This is a genomic window from Mesorhizobium sp. Root552 (assembly GCF_001427285.1).
Lineage (GTDB): Bacteria > Pseudomonadota > Alphaproteobacteria > Rhizobiales > Rhizobiaceae > Mesorhizobium.
Genome location: NZ_LMFV01000009.1, coordinates 1 through 17,925, shown reverse-complemented (window position 1 = coordinate 17,925; position 17,925 = coordinate 1). Strand labels below are relative to the sequence as shown.

At 61.0% G+C, this 17,925-nt stretch carries 15 protein-coding genes and 1 tRNA gene; 7 read left to right on the top strand and 9 right to left on the bottom strand.

Annotation, left to right across the window (positions count from 1 at the left end; genetic code table 11):
* Window positions 1-20 precede the first annotated feature (20 nt).
* Genes ASD50_RS05325 through ASD50_RS05310 form a run of 4 tightly spaced genes read left to right on the top strand, consistent with a single transcriptional unit; the run spans window position 21 to window position 1,857 of the window.
* Window positions 21-545, top strand: a complete 525-nt coding sequence (locus ASD50_RS05325; protein ID WP_056237061.1) for a DUF2249 domain-containing protein — start codon at window positions 21-23, stop codon at window positions 543-545.
* Window positions 546-547: 2 nt separating this feature from the next.
* Complete coding sequence (locus ASD50_RS05320) at window positions 548-871, top strand: metal-sulfur cluster assembly factor (protein WP_056237058.1); 324 nt, start codon at window positions 548-550, stop codon at window positions 869-871.
* Window positions 872-884: 13 nt separating this feature from the next.
* Window positions 885-1,349: a group III truncated hemoglobin gene (locus tag ASD50_RS05315; protein WP_056237056.1), complete on the top strand. Its 465-nt coding sequence runs from the start codon at window positions 885-887 to the stop codon at window positions 1,347-1,349.
* 46 nt (window positions 1,350-1,395) lie between these two features.
* Complete coding sequence (locus tag ASD50_RS05310; RefSeq protein ID WP_056237054.1) at window positions 1,396-1,857, top strand: RrF2 family transcriptional regulator; 462 nt, start codon at window positions 1,396-1,398, stop codon at window positions 1,855-1,857.
* Between the two features lie 30 nt (window positions 1,858-1,887).
* Here the strand turns inward: ASD50_RS05310 and ASD50_RS05305 are convergent, their stop codons facing one another.
* Entirely contained in the window at window positions 1,888-2,589 is a 702-nt protein-coding gene (locus tag ASD50_RS05305) for a Crp/Fnr family transcriptional regulator (RefSeq protein ID WP_056237052.1), read from the bottom strand.
* 163 nt (window positions 2,590-2,752) lie between these two features.
* Between ASD50_RS05305 and ASD50_RS05300 the strand changes: the two genes are divergently transcribed.
* Together ASD50_RS05300 and ASD50_RS05295 are read left to right on the top strand one after the other, a co-directional pair.
* The gene (locus tag ASD50_RS05300) at window positions 2,753-3,193 is read left to right on the top strand and encodes a pseudoazurin (protein WP_056237174.1); all 441 of its coding nucleotides are present in this window, start codon (window positions 2,753-2,755) and stop codon (window positions 3,191-3,193) included.
* Window positions 3,194-3,343: 150 nt separating this feature from the next.
* Window positions 3,344-4,528, top strand: a complete 1,185-nt coding sequence (locus ASD50_RS05295; RefSeq protein ID WP_056237172.1) for an NnrS family protein — start codon at window positions 3,344-3,346, stop codon at window positions 4,526-4,528.
* A gap of 26 nt (window positions 4,529-4,554) precedes the next feature.
* Here ASD50_RS05295 and ASD50_RS05290 read toward each other — a convergent pair whose 3' ends face one another.
* From ASD50_RS05290 to ASD50_RS05265, 6 genes are all read right to left on the bottom strand, one after another.
* Window positions 4,555-5,979 (bottom strand): HlyD family type I secretion periplasmic adaptor subunit, encoded by a 1,425-nt coding sequence (locus ASD50_RS05290; protein WP_056237050.1) that lies wholly within the window; start codon window positions 5,977-5,979, stop codon window positions 4,555-4,557.
* The gene (locus ASD50_RS05285; protein ID WP_056237048.1) at window positions 5,976-8,123 is read right to left on the bottom strand and encodes a peptidase domain-containing ABC transporter; all 2,148 of its coding nucleotides are present in this window, start codon (window positions 8,121-8,123) and stop codon (window positions 5,976-5,978) included. The genes ASD50_RS05290 and ASD50_RS05285 overlap by 4 nt, the downstream gene beginning before the upstream one ends.
* Window positions 8,124-8,155: 32 nt before the next feature.
* Window positions 8,156-8,449 carry a hypothetical protein gene (locus ASD50_RS05280; RefSeq protein ID WP_056237045.1) on the bottom strand — a complete coding sequence of 98 codons (294 nt, stop codon included), beginning with the start codon at window positions 8,447-8,449 and terminating at the stop codon, window positions 8,156-8,158.
* A gap of 57 nt (window positions 8,450-8,506) precedes the next feature.
* The gene (locus ASD50_RS05275; protein WP_244484440.1) at window positions 8,507-14,188 is read right to left on the bottom strand and encodes a DUF4082 domain-containing protein; all 5,682 of its coding nucleotides are present in this window, start codon (window positions 14,186-14,188) and stop codon (window positions 8,507-8,509) included.
* Between the two features lie 214 nt (window positions 14,189-14,402).
* The gene (locus ASD50_RS05270; protein WP_056237040.1) at window positions 14,403-14,717 is read right to left on the bottom strand and encodes a DUF167 family protein; all 315 of its coding nucleotides are present in this window, start codon (window positions 14,715-14,717) and stop codon (window positions 14,403-14,405) included.
* Window positions 14,718-14,745: 28 nt separating this feature from the next.
* Window positions 14,746-15,036: a YggT family protein gene (locus tag ASD50_RS05265; protein WP_056237170.1), complete on the bottom strand. Its 291-nt coding sequence runs from the start codon at window positions 15,034-15,036 to the stop codon at window positions 14,746-14,748.
* A gap of 150 nt (window positions 15,037-15,186) precedes the next feature.
* On the opposite strand from ASD50_RS05265, the gene ASD50_RS05260 reads away from it, so the two are divergent.
* Window positions 15,187-15,262, top strand: a tRNA-Ala gene (locus tag ASD50_RS05260).
* A 359-nt stretch (window positions 15,263-15,621) separates the two neighbouring features.
* Here the strand turns inward: ASD50_RS05260 and ASD50_RS23600 are convergent.
* Window positions 15,622-17,493, bottom strand: coding sequence for a recombinase family protein (locus tag ASD50_RS23600; protein ID WP_056237038.1), 1,872 nt, complete (start codon window positions 17,491-17,493; stop codon window positions 15,622-15,624).
* A partial coding sequence (locus ASD50_RS05250; protein ID WP_156464946.1) for a DUF2924 domain-containing protein occupies window positions 17,490-17,925 on the bottom strand: 436 nt, incomplete at its 5' end. The genes ASD50_RS05250 and ASD50_RS23600, both read right to left, overlap by 4 nt.

Genomic DNA, 17,925 nt, shown 5'->3' with positions numbered 1-17,925 from the left:
GACCGACTGGAGAATTTCTCATGAGCATGCCCTATTACGACCTCGATGTTCGACCGATCCTGCGCGAAGGCGGTGAACCATTCAGCGTCATCATGCAGGCCGTCTCTTCCTTGGCGCCGGGCCAAAGCCTGCGCCTCTACGCCACCTTCAAGCCGCTGCCATTGTTCCAGGTGCTCGGCGCACGCGGGTTCGAGGCGTCCGCGCGAGAGATCGGAAATGGCGAGTGGGAGGTGATCTTCACGCCTGGCGAAGCCGCCGCAGACCCGGTCGTAAAGCCTACCGCTCCGGCCGCAGCGAGCGACGACAAATGGCCCGCTCCGGTCGATGAACTCGACAACCGCGACCTCGATCCGCCCGAGCCCATGGTGAAAACGCTGGAGGGGGTGGAAGCGCTCCAGCCCGGCCAGACCATTGCCGCGCTTTTGCCGCGCGAGCCCGTCTTCCTGCTCGAGGAACTTGAGGCACGCGGCCATAGCTGGCGCGGCCAGATGGAGCCGGAAGGCCACTATAGGGTGGTGATCCGGGCCGGTAACCCTCGGCGCTAGAGATGGCAGACAATGAAGAAGCCGAACCGCTGGCCGCCGATATTATCGAGGCGCTGCGTGTGGTGATCGACCCGGAGCTTGGCGAAAACGTCGTCGATCTGGGCCTCATCTACGATGTTTCCATCGCGCAAGGCGGTGTTGCACAGATCGAAATGACCACCACGACCAAGGGTTGCCCTGCCACCGCCTATCTGAAGGAAGCGGTGGAAAGCGCCGCCTGGTCGGTGGCCGGAGTGCATTTTGCCGAGGTCAAGCTTACATACGAGCCGGCCTGGATGCCGGAAATGATGAACGACAGTGCGCGACAGCGGCTGGGTCTCGCCTGATGGAAGAACGCGTATGAACGACTACACCCGCAACAAAAGCACGATTGTCATCGACGGGGTGCCATTGCCCGATCTCCTCGACGAGCAGATGGTCCACGATGTCGTGCACGGTTTCTACGACCAGATTCGGCGCGACGAATTGCTGGCGCCCGTCTTCAACAGCCGCATTTCCCCTGAAGAGTGGCCGCACCATCTCGGCAAGATGTGCGACTTCTGGTCCTCGGTGCTGCTGAGGACTTATCGATATGACGGTCGGCCGTTGCCGCCGCATCTGGCCATTCCGGGGCTTGGGGAAGAACATTTCCGGCGCTGGCTGACGCTGTTCCGCGCAACGGTTCATCGCATCTGCCCGCCTGAAGTCGCGGCCCTTTTCATGGACCGTGCGCTGCGGATCGCCCATAGCTTCCGGCTCGCCGTGGCTTTCAGCCGGGGCGAAAGCACGGTCGATGTTCAGCCAATATTCGAAGAGAGCCTATAGGATGGCGTCGGACCTCCTTTAACGGAGGCGTTGTCTGGAGACGATCATGCGGCTAACCGGATTCTCCGACTATGCGCTCAGGATGTTGATGTATGCCGCTTCGGCAGAGGGCCGGCTCATCACCATCGAGGAAACGGCGCGGACGTTTCGCTTGCCCAAGACGCATCTCAACAAGGTCGCCAATGTCTTGACGCGCGGCGGCTTTCTCATCGGGATTCGCGGCAGGGCTGGCGGATTGATGCTGGCCCGCCGGCCGGAGACAATCTGCATTGGCGACGTTGTGCGGCTAACCGAGCCTGATTTCACGCTTGTCGAATGCTTTTCCACCGGTAACCAGTGTGTCCTGACCAATTGCTGCAAGCTTTCGGGCGTGCTCAACGAGGCGCTGGCGTCGTTTCACAGGACGCTGGATAGCTACACGCTTGCCGACATCGTGCTGGCTCCGAAGGATTTTTACCCGGTCGGTTACCGTGCCGGGAAATCCCTTGCACTCGAGCCGGCAAGATAGCAATCGGCAAAGAGAGCGCCGCAAGTTAGTCTACTTGTCGGCTTGCCCCTCGGCCAGCAGCAACAATTTGTGTGGCTGCACCACCGTTACCTTCTGGCGCCCGCTTTTCACTAGGCCCCTTTCTTCCCACGCCGTCATCAGCCGGCTGACCGTGTGCAACGTTGTTCCGGTCATATCGGCAATATCCTGGCGTGATAGCGGGAAATCGATCAACAGTCCGTCGTCTGTCTTCTTGCCTGTCTGCTGCACCAGCTTGAGCAATGCGTGAGCCACGCGGCGATCAACCTGTTCGGTAGACATTTCGATCACGCGCGCATGTGCATCCTGCAACCGCGCACCGACGGCCTTGTAGGTATTGGCGCCGAAGCTTGGGAATGCGGCGGCGAATTCGGACCACAGCCGGCTTGGCCACGACAGGATCACGCAATCGACAGCGGCGACGGCGGTTGCCGGATAGGTCGTGCGGCCGAGCGCGCGGGCTATGCCAAGGAGTTCGCCGGGGCTGATATAGCGCACGATAACCTGCTGGCCATCCGGAGTCGTCTTCACGACGCGGACATGCCCATCGAGCAGAAGGAAGAATGCATGTGCTTCGGCTTCCTGTTCGAAGATGGACGTTTCCTTGACAACACGCATCGAACGGGCTTGCCCGAGCATGGTGTCGAGATCGGCAGCGTCCATGCCCTGGAACGGAGCCAGATCGGCAATCAATGTACGGTCGAGGCGGCTCAAGTCGCTCTATCCTGTTGCGGTCAAACAGGTCCCCATAAGGTGCCTGCGTCAACCGGCACCACCATTTTTCGTGATCCCGGCTTTGTTTGCGTTCTCGCAACGTTTATCACTCCGCTGCGGCTTAGACACCATCTCAACGTCGCACAAAATGAAAGGCAAGATCATGAGAAACAAGATCACAATGGCGGTTGCGGTCGCCGCCCTGATGATGACTGGTGCTGCCCAAGCTGCGGACCATCAGGTCCAGATGCTCAACAAGGGCGACAAGGGCGCGATGGTTTTCCAGCCGGACTTTATCCAGGCACAACCGGGCGATACCGTTACTTTCGTGCCGACCGACAAAGGCCATGATGCCGAGAGCATCAAGGGGATGATCCCCGACGGCGCCGAGCCGTTCAAAGGCAAGATGAACGAGCAGATCACCGTTACGCTCGATAAGGAAGGCGTCTACGGCGTCAAGTGCACGCCGCACTACGGCATGGGCATGGTGGCGCTCGTCGTCGTCGGCAAGCCGGTCAACCTCGACGCCGCCAAGGGCGTCAAGCAGATGGGAAAAGCCAAGAAAGTGTTCGAAGCCCTGCTGGCTGAAGTGCCGGCTAACTAAAGCCGGACCAGGTGTCGGTGCGCGGGCGTCGGATCGCGCACCTTGGAATTGCAATGGAGCATCCCCGGATCGCACGCCGGTTGTGAGCGCTCCGCCGGCAAGGCAAAATCCGGGGGGAATTTGCCTTGCCGTTTTATTGAAATGAACGACATGGCCATTCCTCGCACCAGACCCGGCAACTATCCGGCGATCCTCTCCTACGGCTTTCGCCCCTTCTTCCTTCTTGGGGCGCTGCATGCCGGCGCCTCGATCGTCTTCTGGCTGCCGCTGTTTTATGGTGCCGTCGAAATCTCCAGCGTATTCGTGCCGGTCGATTGGCATATCCACGAGATGTTGTTCGGCTATCTCGCGGCTATCGTCACCGGCTTCCTTCTGACGGCAATTCCAAACTGGACCGGACGCCTGCCGGTACAGGGCTTGCCGCTCTTAGGGCTTGTCGTTCTTTGGTTCGCTGGTCGGGTTGCGGTCGCGTTCTCGGCCGAGATCGGCTGGGTCGCCGCAGCTGTCATCGACAGCGCTTTCCTGCTGGCGGTTGCAACGTCTGCGGCAATCGAGATCATTGCCGGCCGCAATTGGCGTAACCTCAAGGTGGTGGTGCCCGTCAGCGTGCTTTTCCTTGCCAATTTTGCCTTCCATCTGGAGGCCCATTTCGAAGGGGTTTCCGATGTTTCGCGCCGGCTAGGTATCGCTGCAGCCATCGTCCTCATCACCATCATAGGTGGCCGCATCATCCCCAGCTTCACGCGCAACTGGCTGGTGCGCGAAAATCCGGGACGCTTGCCGGTTCCGTTCAACAAGATCGATGCAGGTATCATCATAGTCTCGGTGTTGGCGCTGGCAGCCTGGACTTTTGCGCCGGGATCGGGACTGACGGGCTGGCTGATGATTGCGGCTTGCGGTCTCAATCTTCTGCGCCTCGGACGCTGGGCGGGTGATCGCACCTTGCGCGATCCGCTCGTAACCGTGCTCCACGTCGCCTATCTGTTCGTACCGGCTGGTTTTCTCCTTGCCGGCCTTTCGGCGCTTCTGCCCGATAGCGTTCCGCCCGCGGCCGGCCTGCATGCCTTTGGGGTCGGCGCGGTCGGTTCCATGACCCTTGCAGTCATGACGCGCGCCACGCTTGGCCATACCGGGCGCGAACTGCGCGCCAGTAGCGGCACACGTGCAATCTATGTGTTTGTCGGGCTCGCCGCTCTGGTTCGCGTTGTCGCTACATTCGTGCCGGATATGCCCATGCTGCTCGACATGTCAGCCGGGCTGTGGGCTGCTGCGTTCCTCGGCTATGCCGCGATTTTCGGCGGCATGCTAGTCAGGCCGAAGCTGCGCGCACACTAGCCAGGCAACAGAGGCTCCCCGAGGTCTCACGGCTCGTGGAGGCTTTCGTCCAGCCCGCGCAGTAGCGGATAGAGGAAATAGGAGATGATGGTGCGCTGGCCGGTCTTGATTTCGGCCTGCACGGTCATTCCGGGGATCAGCCGGAATCCTTGTGGAAGGTTACGCAAGTTCATGTCACCGAGTGCCACCCGCACCTTGTAGAAGGGCGCCGTGTTTTGCTGATGCTGTTCGGCTTGCTGGCCGGGAGCGAATGCATCCTGGCTGATGTTGCGCACCTTGCCGTCGGCCGTTCCGTGTTTCTGGAACGGAAACGCATCGAACTTGACCCTTGCGGTATCGTCGCTGGCGATCTGGCCGATGTCCTTGGCCGCAACCGCAACTTCCGCTTCAAGCGGCACGTCGAGCGGCACCAGAGTGAACAAGGGTTCCGCGTCACGCACCACAGACCCGATAGAGCGCTGGGCAATGTCGAGAACGGCGGCGTCGGCAGGTGCGGTCAACACGGCCATCTGCTGGCGTAGCTCAGCTTTTTTGAGCTCCTCCGCGGCAGTGCCCCGGCTGTCGCGCAACTCGACCAGGTTCTCCATCGAAGCGCGACGGAAATCCTCCATGAACGCCTGCCGTTCGGCCTTCGCCTGTTCAAGCGTCTGTGCGGTCTCCAACTGGTTGCCTCGAATGCGGCCGATGCCTGCTTCCAGGTCGAGGCTGACGTCGCGTCCTTGCAGATAGCTCAGGCGCGAGCCGGTGCCCTGGTCGAAAAGGGTTTCGCGCATCTGGTCGATTTCATGCAGGCCGGCCAGCCGCTTGACCAGCACGGCTTCCTCGCTGTGGCTGGCGGCAAGGGTCGCTTCAGCATGTGCAATCTGCGTATCGTAGTCACGCAACTTTGCATCGTAGAAGGCTTTGCGCTGGCTAAATAATTGCGCCTGCAGCAACTGGTCGGCGCGCGCGCCCTGCGGCACCGTATAGGTCTTTCCCGCAAGTTCTGCCTCGATGCGTTCGATCTGGGAATCGAAGCCCTGGATCTTGCCCAGCAACTGGCTGCTGTCAGCCGTGGCAAAGGTCGGGTCCAGCGTCGCCAGGGTCTGGCCGGCGTGCACGGTGTCGCCGACTTTCACATCGATCGTGCGGATCACCGAGGTTTCCAGCGGTTGCACCACCAGCATCGGCCGCGTCGTGATGAGCTTGCCGGGGGCGACGACGATCTCGTCAATGCTCGACAGCGAGGCCCAGGTGATGGCGCATGCAACGAAAAACAGGATGCCGTAGAGCGTCATGCGCGCCAGCCGGGGCGGCGGCCTCTGCTCAAGCTCGACGGCGTCGGGCTGGAACTCGAGTATTGCCGGAACCGGCGGTGCCTGAACTATGCGCAGGACAGGTGGCTCCACCGGAGCGGGAACCGGCGTCGTGTCGGTCTTGGCGAGCGAGAGCTTGGCGCGGGAGGCTTTCATACTGCAAGCCTCGTCTGCTGGTTCCACAAGTGGCGGTACGTCGTGCAGCGCGACAGCAGTTGGTCGTGGCCGCCAATATCGGCCAACTTGCCCCGGTCGATGACCAGAATGGCGTCGGCGTCGGCAAGCGTGGACAGGCGGTGCGAAACGATGATGACCGTGCGGCCCTCGGCGATCTTGCGGATGCTCTGGCGAACGATCATCTCGCTTTCCGGATCGAGCGCGCTGGTCGCCTCGTCGAAGATCAGGATGCGCGGATCGTTGACCAGCGAGCGGGCGATGGAGAGGCGCTGCTTCTGTCCACCCGACAGGTTTTCGGCGTTTTCCTCGATCATCGTGTCATAGCCGCGCGGCAGCTGCTCGATGAACTCTTCCGCACCCGCCAGCCGCGCTGCCTCAACGACCTGTTCAAAGGTGGCGTCCGGCCGCGCTGCCGCGATGTTCTCGCGAACCGTGCCGCGGAACAGGAAATTGTCCTGTAGCACCACGCCGACATTCTTGCGCAAATGGACGAGGTCGATTTCGCGCACATCATGGCCGCCGATGCGGATGATGCCCTGCTGGATCGGGTAGAGCCCCTGCAACAGCCGCGTCACCGTGGTCTTGCCCGAGCCGCTGCGGCCGACGACACCGAACACGCTGCCGGCGTTGATCGCGAACGAGACATTGTCCAACGCCAGCGGCATGTCGGCGCGATAGCGGAAGGACACATTCTGGAACTCGATGGCGCCGGCAATATCGGGTCGCAAGCCCTCGGTGCGACCACTGCGCTCTACGCGCTGGTTCATCACTTCGCCCAGCATGCGGACCGAAAGCGCGACCTCCTGGTATTCGTGCACCATCGTCACGATCTGGACGAGCGGTCCGGAAACGCGGCCGGCCAGCATGTTGAAGGCAACGAGCGCGCCGATGGTCATGTTGCCGTCGAACACGGCCAGCGCGCCGAAGCCGACGATGGACACGCCCATCAGCTTTTCCATGAAGCCGGTAACGGACTGCGCCACCGTGGAAATCTTCTCGACATCGAAACGCGTGGTCACGGTCTGCGCCGAACGGTCATCCCAAACCCGCCGTTGCAGCGGTTCCATAGCGAGCGATTTCACTGTGCGCATGCCGTGAACTGTTTCGACCAGCATGCCTTGGCGGATGCCCTCGGCTTCATAAAGCGCGTTCAGGCGCCGCTTGAACGGGCCAACCATCAGCGCCACGACGATGGCGATGGCTGCGCTGAACAGAAGCACGAGGGTCGCGAGCTTGGCGCTGTAGAGGAACAACACCGGCACGAAAACCAGCAGCGACAGCGCATCGAGCATGGTCAGGAACAGACGCCCGGTCATGAATTCGCGAATGCGGCCGGCCTGCTGCATATGCTTGACCAGAACACCCGCCGAACCCTGTTCGAAGAAGGTGATGGGCAGGTCGAGCAGATGCTTGAAGGTCCGCGTCGCCACCCTGATGTCGATGCGGTTGGTGGCGAAAATCAGGAGATAGCGCCGCAGAAAGACGAAGGTTGCGTCGAACAGAAGCGCCACGCACACGCCGATGCTCAAAACGTAGAGCGTCGAATAGCTCTCGTGGACAAGCACCTTGTCGATGACGAGCTGGAAAAAGATCGGTGTTGCCAGGCCGATAGCGTAGAGGAACAAGACTGCGATGGCGACGTCGGCAAACAGCCTTCGCTGCTTGACGATTTCGGGCAGGAACCAGCGGAAGCTGAAAGGTTGGTCCGGGTCGCTCAGCGCATAGGTGCGCTTGGCCAGCAGAAGTTCGCCGCTCCATCTCGCGCAAAACTGGTCGAGCGGCACAGCAAGCAGTTCCGGGCGCGCCGCCAGCGGATCGAATATCTGCACGATATCCTCGCCGGCCTCGGTGCGCGCGGTGCCGATGATGGAGACCCAGTTGTCGTTGTCGAGGCGGGCAAGCGCTGGATAGGCCTTGCCGAGCTTCATCAAGCCCGACCGGCCGACCTTGGCGAATTTGGCGCGTAGGCCGGCTTCCCGGGCCATGCGCAGTATCAGGGTCGGAGATGCCGGATCACTGCCTACGGCATAGATCGCCGCCAGCCTCTCGGGACTGCCGTCCAGCCCGTGATGCCGCAACAAGCCGGCCAGGCAATACAGCCCTGTCTGCGGCATCGAATCCATGGCCGGAAGCCCCCGCTACGATCAGGTTTCGATCAGCTGAAGTTGGGTGAGCCGTTTACGCTACGGCCATGCTTCTCGGCTTCCGCGGGTGCGACTGGCGTCTTCTTCACCGCGCCGGCGTCAATCAGGCCCTGCAGCACCTTTTGCATCAACTCGACGCTGTTGGCGAAGGCCTCAACCGGCATGATGACGCGCTGGCGGAACACCGGCTTTGGAGAATTGGCATGATCACGTTCGCTCGGCGACAGGCTGACAAGGTCGATGCGCACGATGGTGCCGCTGACAGTGACCTCGCCGATACCGTCGGCGTACAATTCCTGGTGCATTGCGTGTCCTTCCTCTGGGCCGGATGTCCGACAGTGCTTGTCGCGTAGTGGAATATACTACGCGGCAAGCTGTCCGTTGAACATTACATCGACCCAGTAGTTGGACGCATTCCATGTGCTGGTCGGGAATACAGAGCTACTTCCATAGGCGTAGACCCCGGCATTCACGGGTGCAGTAAGGGGCCCATTTGTGACAGGGGCGGTGAAGTAGTTGTTGTTCGCGGAGTAGAAGCCGTTGGTGTGGTACGAAACGACATAGGTCTGACCAGCCGAGATCTGGATCGGCGTGTTGAAGGTCGCCGATTGCCAGCCGCTCGCCGTCTCGTTGGTGAAGGTCAGCGTTCCCATCAGACTGCCGGTCGAGGTCCACAGGCTGCCGGTGTGCGTGCCCGTATTCTGCGACCCCTTGTAGAACTTGATGCCGGTGATGGTGCCTGCCGTCGAGGCTGTAAACTTCATGCCAAGCTCGACCGAATTCGGATCGTTGTCGGCGATGATCGCTGGTGTCGAGTTCGATGCAAACAGGCTCTGCGTAGCGGGTGGCGGTGTTGTGACGTTGAGAGATACGGTTGCGGACGATGTTCCGCCCTTGCCGTCCGAGATGGCATAGGTGAAGCCAGCCGCGCCGGTATAGCCGGCGGTAGGCGTGAAGGTGACGGTGTTGGTCTGGGCGTTGAAGGTCGCCGTGCCGTTGGATGGCGCGCTGACGCCGGTGATGGTGAGCGGATCGCCATTGGCATCGGTGTCGTTGGCCAGAAGCGAGGCGGCGGTGATCTGCAGCGCCGTGTTCTGCTGGGTGGTGAAGCCGGTGTCGTTGGTGGCGACCGGCGGTGTATTCGGTGGCGGCGCCGTCACGTTGAGGGAGACGGTTGCAGACGATGCGCCGCCGCGTCCATCCGAGATGGCATAGGTGAAGCCGGCCGCGCCGGTGTAGCCGGCAGTCGGCGTGAAGGTGATGGTGTTGGTCTGCGCGTTGAAGGTCGCCGTGCCATTGGATGGCGCGCTGACGCCGGTGATGGTGAGCGGATCGCCATTGGCGTCGGTGTCGTTGGCCAGAAGCGATGCGGCGGTGATCTGCAGCGCCGTGTTCTGCGTCGTCGTATAGCCGGTGTCGTTGGTTGCGACCGGTGCGGTATTCGGTGTCGCTGTGACGGTGAGCGCCACGGTTGCGGACGCCGTGCCACCCTTGCCGTCGGAGATGGCGTAGGTAAAGCCGGCCGCGCCGGTGTAGCCGGCGGTCGGCGTGAAGGTGATGGTGTTGGTCTGGGCGTTGAAGACCGCCGTGCCGCCCGAGGGCGCGCTGACGCCGGTGATGGTGAGCGGGTCGCCATTGGCGTCGGTGTCGTTGGCCAGAAGCGAGGCGGCGGTGATCTGCAGCGCGGTGCCTTGCTGGGTGGTGTAGCCGCTGTCGTTGGTGGCGACCGGCGGCGTGTTCGGCACCGTCACGTTGAGGGAGACGGTTGCCGACGATGTGCCTCCGCGTCCATCGGAGATGGCGTAGGTGAAGCCAGCCGCGCCGCTATAGCCGGCGGTCGGCGTGAAGGTGATGGTGTTGGTCTGGGCGTTGAATGTCGCGGTGCCGCCCGAGGGTGCGCTGACGCCGGTGATGGTGAGCGGATCGCCATTGGCGTCGGTGTCGTTGGCCAGAAGCGAGGCGGCAGCGATCTGCAGCGCCGTGTTCTGCGTCGTCGTGTAGCCGGTGTCGTTGGTGGCGACGGGTGCGGTGTTGGTGACCGGCGTCTGGCTGAAGACGACATCGACCCAGTAGTTGGTGTTGGCATAGGTGCTGGACGGGAACAGGTTGCCGTTGCCATAGGTGTAGACGCCGGCCGTGGCCGTCAGCGGGCCGGTGGTCTTGGGCGTGGCGAAATAGTTCGACGTCGAGGTGTAGCCGCCGAAGCTGTGGAAGCTTGCGACATAGCTGGTGCCGGCGGTGATGGCGACCGGGTTGGAGAAGGTGACCGTCTGCCAGCCGCTCGCCGTCTCGTTGGTGAAGGTGGCGGTGGCGATCAGCGTGCCGGTCGAGGACCACAGCGTGCCGGTATGCGTGCCGACGTCGCCCGAGCCCTTGTAGTACTTGATGCCGGTGATGGTGCCGTCGACCGACGAACTGAACCGCACGCCCAGGTTCAACTGGACCCGGTCCGGGTCGTTCAGGTTCGCAGGCGTATCCGTCGCCGAGAAAATCGTCTGGTTAACGGCTGGGTCCGCGACCGTCATGTTGACGATTGCCGAGCCTACTCCGCCCCTTCCGTCCGAAATCGAATAGCCGAAGCTGGCAGCGCCGGTATAGCCGGCGGTCGGCGTGAAGGTGATGGTGTTGTTCTGGGCGTTGAAAGTGACGGAACCGTGGGCTGCCGCACCTGCGCCGGTCAGCGAAAGGATATCGCCATTGGGATCGGTGTCGTTGGCCAGAAGTTGAGCCGCGGTGAAGGTAAAGGACGTGTCGCGAGATATCTGGAACCCGTTGTCGTTCACGCCGACAGGCGGTGCGTTGACGCTGTTGGTCGGGCTGAAGATCACGTCGACAAAGTAATTGACGCCGTTTGAAGCACTGGTCGGGAAGGCCGTGTCGTCGGCGTAGGTATAGTAGCCGTTCCCGGCGGGTGCGGTGAGCGGTCCGTTGGTTTTTGCGGTCGTAAAGTAGTTTTCCGTGTCCGCGTAGTGGCCGCTCGACAGGTAGCTCACCATGTAGGTAGTGCCGGCGGAAATCTGCACGGGGTTGCTGAAGACCACCGTTTGCCAGCCGCTGGCGGTCTCGTTGGTGAATGTCGCGGTGGCGAGCTTGGTGCCGGTCGAGGACCACAGGGTTCCGACATGGGTGCCGCCGTCGCCGAGGCCCTTGTAGAACTTCATGCCGATGATCGTGCCGGACTGGGACGAGCTGAACCTCATACCGATGTTGACGAACCGGCTGTCCCGGTCGGAGAGGATCTCAGGCACTTCCGATGGTGAAAACAGGCTGGTCAGCTGTGCCGGCGTGACCGTAATGTTGACACCGGCTCCGGGCGTCTCGAGGTTGACGCTGTCGTCGACCGCACGCGTCTTGATGTTGTAGGTGCCGCCGGCGAGCGGCGTGAACGTATAGGTCCAGTTCTGAAGGCCGCTGGCGCGGCGCCAGGTGGTGCCGCCATCGGTAGACACTTCGACCACGGCCACCAAGCCGCCGCCGCTGTCGGTTGCCGTGCCGCTGATGACGACCGGTTGTCCGGCTGTGTAACTGCCGCTCTGCGTTGGCGACGTAACAACGCTCACCGGTGCGGCATGGTCGGTGGTCTTCGAAGCTGCCACCAGGCTTGCCATAAGCGTACCCGGCTGGATGCCCATTTCGGCGAACAGGTTGACCATTGCCTGCTGGACGTTGGGGTCGGTCGGCGTTGCTTCGTTGTCGTGGTGGGAATCGAGGCCCCATGACCAGTAAACCGTGCCCGCACCGAAGACGAGAGCGCCGCTTGGCGCGCGATACATGGTCAGGGCGTGGGTAGCGGTGCCCGGACCGGTTGTGTTGCCGTAGTCGAGCAGCAGCGTGTTCACGTCAACGGTCGTCGACGACAGGTTGATCAGGCCGGCCGGCCGCGCGCCGTTGTCGAGGTCGGAATCCCACTCATAGCCGAGAAGGTTTTTCTGGAGCGAATAGACCTGTCCGGGCTGGAGATCGGCCACCGCCGTATTGCTCCAGAAGCGGAAATTGGACATGTCATAGGGGATGGTGATGGTGTCGAGACGGTAGGAATCGACGGTGAAGATGGTTCCCGTCAGGCCGTTCTCCGGTTGTCCGGCCCCGAGTTCGGGATCGCGCCATGTCGAAGTCGTGTTGCCCGGGTCGGTGTCGGTGTTGTCCCAGCGTTCCTTGTAGGACACCATCGTCTTGTAAGGCGTGCCGGTGCCGTCGATGCTCGATTCCCAGCGCACCTGCCAATAGACTTCGTTGCCGCTCAGGAAGGCGAGGTTGACGCCGGCGTCACGCGCGGCCTCGACATTGGCCCGTTGCTGCGCCGACCAGTATTCGTCGTGGCCGACCGACAGGAACACCTGGCTGTTCAGGAGCTGCGAGCCGGAGCGGTCGGTGTCTATGCCGGTGATGTAGTTGACGTCGTAGCCGTTCTGCTCAAGCCAGCGGATCGTTGGGTACTCGACGGAGAAGATGAAGTCCTGCGGGCCTGACGAGAAGCCGCCGTCGCGCGTGATGATCGGGCGGTTGTAGCTGACGGCGCTGGCTCGGCCGGCGTGGCCGCTGGCGTCGATGCCGCCGTAAAGATTGTAGCCACCCCACCAGTTGTAGGCCTGCCAGGTCGTGTCCGAAGTCTGGAAGGTGATATCGCTCGTCGCCTGATCGTCGCGCACGATGAAGGGGATCATGTTCGATCCGCGCGATCCGTCGAGGCGGGTCAGCTTGGCGATGTAGATACCCGACACCGCGTCGGCTGGAACATCCCACGATGCCGAAACATTCCAGTTGCCGGCATCGACCAGCTTCCTGACCGGATCGAACAAGGGATCGGGCTGGACCTGCGCGCTCGCCAGCGTCTTGTTGATGGTGGTGACCTTGGTGGCACCGTTGCCGCCGTAGTAGCCAAGACGATAGATGTCGATGCGGTAGTTGGTCGAGTCGGTGTCGATCTTGAAGTCGACCCGTTCGCCGTGATTGAGCGAAAACTGTACGGAGAAGCCCTCGATCGACGAATCGGCTACGCCGATCATCCACTCGCTTTCCGGCGAGCCTTGCTTCTGGTTTTCCAGAACGATCGCATTGTTCGGTCCGCTCAGCGCAGCAACGCCGTTGTTCGTACCGCCGGATGCCGATGTGTCCATATATTGCGGATCGAGCGGCGAAAGGCCGCCGCCGACCGGCGGTGCATAGGTCGTGTCGTAGTATTGCAGCACGCGCGCGGCATAGCCCGTCGGCTGGCCATTCGACGCCGTCGGACCGCCGATGCGGATCGAACATATCGTGCAGGCTCGTCCGGTACAGGATCCGCATGCCATTGCAGCGCCAGCCGCGCGCCAGTCCGCATTCCAGCCGGAAATCGTGGCGACAGGCGCGCTGTCGAGCACCGTGGCAGGCGCTGCGTCCGGCGCTGCGCCGGCGCTCTGCGACGGCTGTGAACTTCCTGTCGTTGCCGGTGCTTGCACGAGCGTCGGTTGAGGCGTTGCGTGTTCGGCCGGCGCGGATGGCGGTGCGCTTGCGCCCGCCGGTCCGGCGGGGGCTGGAGCCGATACGCCAGACAGTGCCGGCGAGGGCGTGGGCGTCAGCAACGACGACACCAGATTCTGCGCGGTCGCTGCCAATTGCTGAAGATTGCCGTAGCGACCCGAAAAGTTCGGCGCGTGCTCCGGTGCATAGCCATCCTTGCCGGTGTTCATGGCCAGGACGGAGCCGAGGAAAGCGGATGCCGCGGACACTATTTCGGGCGATTCAACCTTTGCATGGCGTTGGGCTGCGCGCGAAACCTTGATCTGGCGCTTGCCCGAAGGCCGCGGTGTGCTGGTCTCGGCAAGTACGGTTGCTGTGGTGGCGCTGTCCAGCGCGGCCATTTCCTTCACAGACGCAGGGGTGTTCTCGGAAACCGCAGCCGCAGCCTTCTTGGCCTTGCGCTGCAAGGCCGGCTTTTGCCCGTTGCCGGAGGAAGACGCATTGCCGCGATGCCCGCCAAATGCCAGGTTCTCGACCGCCGGAAAATTTCCTGACCCTGTCGAGCCGTCCGTCAACGGCGATCTTTCACGTTTGTCGTCGAGCATTTTCATCGTCGTGAGCCCGGGCTTTGGCAATGTCGCATTGCACGATTGAACACTTATGTTCGCTCGCGCGCACCCGCTTTGACTATTGGCTTCTTCGGGTGAATTGAGGTCCCACCAACGATCTAGTCCTGTCCCGAAGGATTAGATCGCGGCGGCGTTGCCGGGCTGGCGGATTGGGGCAGGGCAGCGGCCGAAAACCGCCCGCAGGTATCTTCTAGCGTTGCCGCAATTGCGCAACGCAGTCGGCAAGTTTTGCTGGATCGCCGGTGATACGCACCGTTTTCAGCCGCGCGGTCTGGCCGGCTGCGATCGCCACGGCGGATGCGGGGACACCGAACGCCTTGGCGATCAGCCTTTCAAGGGCTTCATTGGCTTCGCCCTTTTCGGGGACTGCGCGGACCCGGGCCTTCGCGTGGCTGCGCCCGTCGGAGGTTTGTTCAATTCCGTCGATCCTGTCGACAGCCGATTTCGGCGTTAGGCGCATATGGAGATCGATTCCATCATCGCGAAGCCGGAAAGGTTGGCTCATGGCTGGAGCGAACGCATCCGCTGTTGGGTCAGACGATCAGTGGCACGACCGTCGTTAACAGGAATTGCCGGACGAAGAACAGCAGAAGCAGGAGGATGATGGGCGAGATGTCGATGCCGCCGAGGTCCGGCATGAAGCGGCGAATCGGCCGCAGGGCCGGCTCGGTCAGCTTGAACAGCATGTTGCCGATGGTGCCTACGAACTGGTTGCGCGGGTTGACCACATTGAAGGCGTAGAGCCACGAGAAGATGGCCGAGGCGATGATGATCCACCAATAGAGGTCAAGCGCCAGAACAAGGGTCTGAATAAGGGCGATCATGCCGTTCTCCAATTGTTGCCGACATGTAGCCATTGCCGGCAAAACGAGCAAGGCCCGCCTTCGCGCCGGCAGGCGCAATGATCGCCGATGTGGCCAATTGCTTGCTTGACAGTGGATGGCGCTGCCTCATAAATGCGCCATCCGTTGGACGGGGCTGTAGCTCAGCTGGGAGAGCGCGTCGTTCGCAATGACGAGGTCAGGAGTTCGATCCTCCTCAGCTCCACCAACGGCAGATCGGCTAAATTGCGCCCACATGTACTGTCTGGAATAGCGTCGCTATTTCAGGAGGTTATCGTGTATGTGTTGATCATGGTCGGTTGAAGAGACGGCATTTGAGAGCATTAGCAGGCCGGTTTCTGACACCCGTCTCTTGGAGGCAATTTTTGTGCCCTCAAGTTTTGTGGCCTGATGCTTGAGCATCGCGGCGATGGTGCAGTCTCAGGTGATGCGGCCGACCATGGATATAGCGTGCCGCTGTGATTAGCGCTCTGCCTAGTTTTTGACGAATGGAGTGGAACGAAACGGTGCTCTAGGAGGGGATGCTGATACGTGTGTTCGGTTGATTCTCGCTAGGAGTGTGAAGCATTACTGAAGCGCAGCTTCCTGCTCGGACCATAAGAGCGGCAGGTCCATTCGGGCAAGACGCCGAGCGGTAAGGGAGGGGGACTGTCGACCAGTGAGGATAGCATCAAGCATTGCGGGGCTGAGGAACGCGAGCGGTAAGATGCGGCCAACATCGGCGCGATCGACATTGAATGTAGACGCAACGGCGTTCGTACTCATGTCCGGCGATTTGGTAAGGTGGTCGAGATAAAGATGCGCGCGAGCTATTATATCGACGAGGGGTTGGTCCGGCTCTGGTGGCTGTAGGTAGGGTGATTCAATTATGATGCGCATGCCGACCCCGCGACGTCGTAAGGTGATTGGATGCTCGAATGCCGCAATCTGAGCGATTGTGCCCGTGTCTTGATCTTTTGCGCAGGCAGCTTGGGAGCCGCGGCTGAGGCTCGAAGTGTCGAGACTAGCTAGAAGCCATTTTGCTATCTCGCTTGCTTTGACCTCAAAGCGGATGGCTGATGTGGTCAGTGTGATGGACTGGAACAGCAATCGGAGCACCGATCGCCGGCTGTCATATTGTGGTGTCTGATCCGAAAGAGCTGCAATCAGCTTCTCTGTTCGTCGCAAACAGCTGGGTATCATATCTGCTGATGCATGCCGCTGGATCCAGTCGGCGAGTAAGGATTTGTTCCGAAGCAGTTGCATCGCATAACTCTGAATGACCTTTTCGATATCAGGGGTGGGGATACGCCAGCTCTCTGGAACGGCCTTGGCAGACCGTCTGATCCGGCCAGATATGTAATATCGATAGCGTCTTCCGTTGGCCTTGCCATGGGTCGGCGCCATACGATCTCCGGTGTCATCGAATAGGATGCCGGTCAAGAGATGTGTATCGCGATGTGGAGTTGAGCCTTTGGGGACCACCGCTCCAATTTTAAGTCGCTCCTGTACGGCATCGAAGAGCTTTACATCCACCATGGCGTCATGCTCACCGTCATAGATCGTGCCCTTGTGTCGAAGCTTGCCGATGTAGATGGGATTAGCTAGCAGCTTGTAGAGCATGCCAGAGGACATGGGACGGGTGAAGTATCTGGAGTTCCCGCGACCGCCATCCGTATCCGATATCTGAAGATTACCTCCATGAGCCGAGCTGCTGGGATGAGTTTGTTGCAGATCTTCATGGTTGGGCCGTACATGTTCTCCCACCTCGGAATGCTTCTCCCCTACGGGATGACTTGAGCGGTGCTTCCCTTCAGCAGCAGCTTCTCTGCTCACCATCGCGGCAAGTTTTGGAACCGACTTAATCTCCAGATATCGGTTGAATAGGCTACGGACGAAGCTGGCCTCAGGCTCTTTGACTAGAAGTTTGCGATCCTGAACCCGATATCCTAACGGAACAGTCCCTCCCATCCACATGCCCTTGGCCTTTGAGGCGGCGATCTTGTCGCGAATGCGCTCGGCTGTGACCTCTCGTTCGAACTGGGCAAAGGACAACAGCACATTGAGCGTCAGCCTGCCCATGGAGGTGGTGGTGTTGAACTGCTGGGTGACGGAGACAAAGGAAGCCCCTGCCGTATCGAAGATCTCGACGATCCTGGAGAAGTCCATCAGGGAGCGGGTGAGCCGGTCGATCTTGTAGACCACCACCACATCGATCTTCCGGTCGCGGATATCCCGCAACAGCCGCTGCAGGGCAGGCCTGTCCATCGTGCCGCCAGAGATGCCGCCATCATCATAGCGGTCGGCCACAAGCTTCCAGCCCAGACCCACCTGTGATGCGATGAAGGCGGCACAGGCTTCATGCTGGGCATCGAGTGAGTTGAACTCCTGGTCGAGACCTTCTTCTGTCGACTTTCGGGTATAGACCGCACAGCGCAGCTTCTTTTGAGGAAGACTCATAGCCCAAAGAACCTCGGGCCTGACCAGTGGACGCCGGTGATCTTGCCTGCAATCGCTGTCAGCGAGGGATAGACCTTTGCCTCAAAGACATAGCCACCTTCGATGACATCAACGACATGGGTCTTGCCGTTCCAGTCCCGCAGCAGCCGGGCGCCTGGCAAGACCAGTTTCCGCTTTGGCAGGGCCTTCGCCTTGGTGTCGTTCGATAAAAGGGACGGGGGAATATCATTTTCGGTCCTCTTCTTCATGGCCTCTTCAATCGTGGACCTGATCAACCGGCGTGTCTCAGTGGAATATCCTCCGAAACGCTTTGCTTGGTGGTGCCATACTGCTGCCTGTCCGGCGTCAGCGCTGATGGGACCAAAGCGGTTTAACCGAGAACGGAGGATTTCTGGTTCATTGTAGCCTTTCAAAGGAGCGAAGATGAGACAG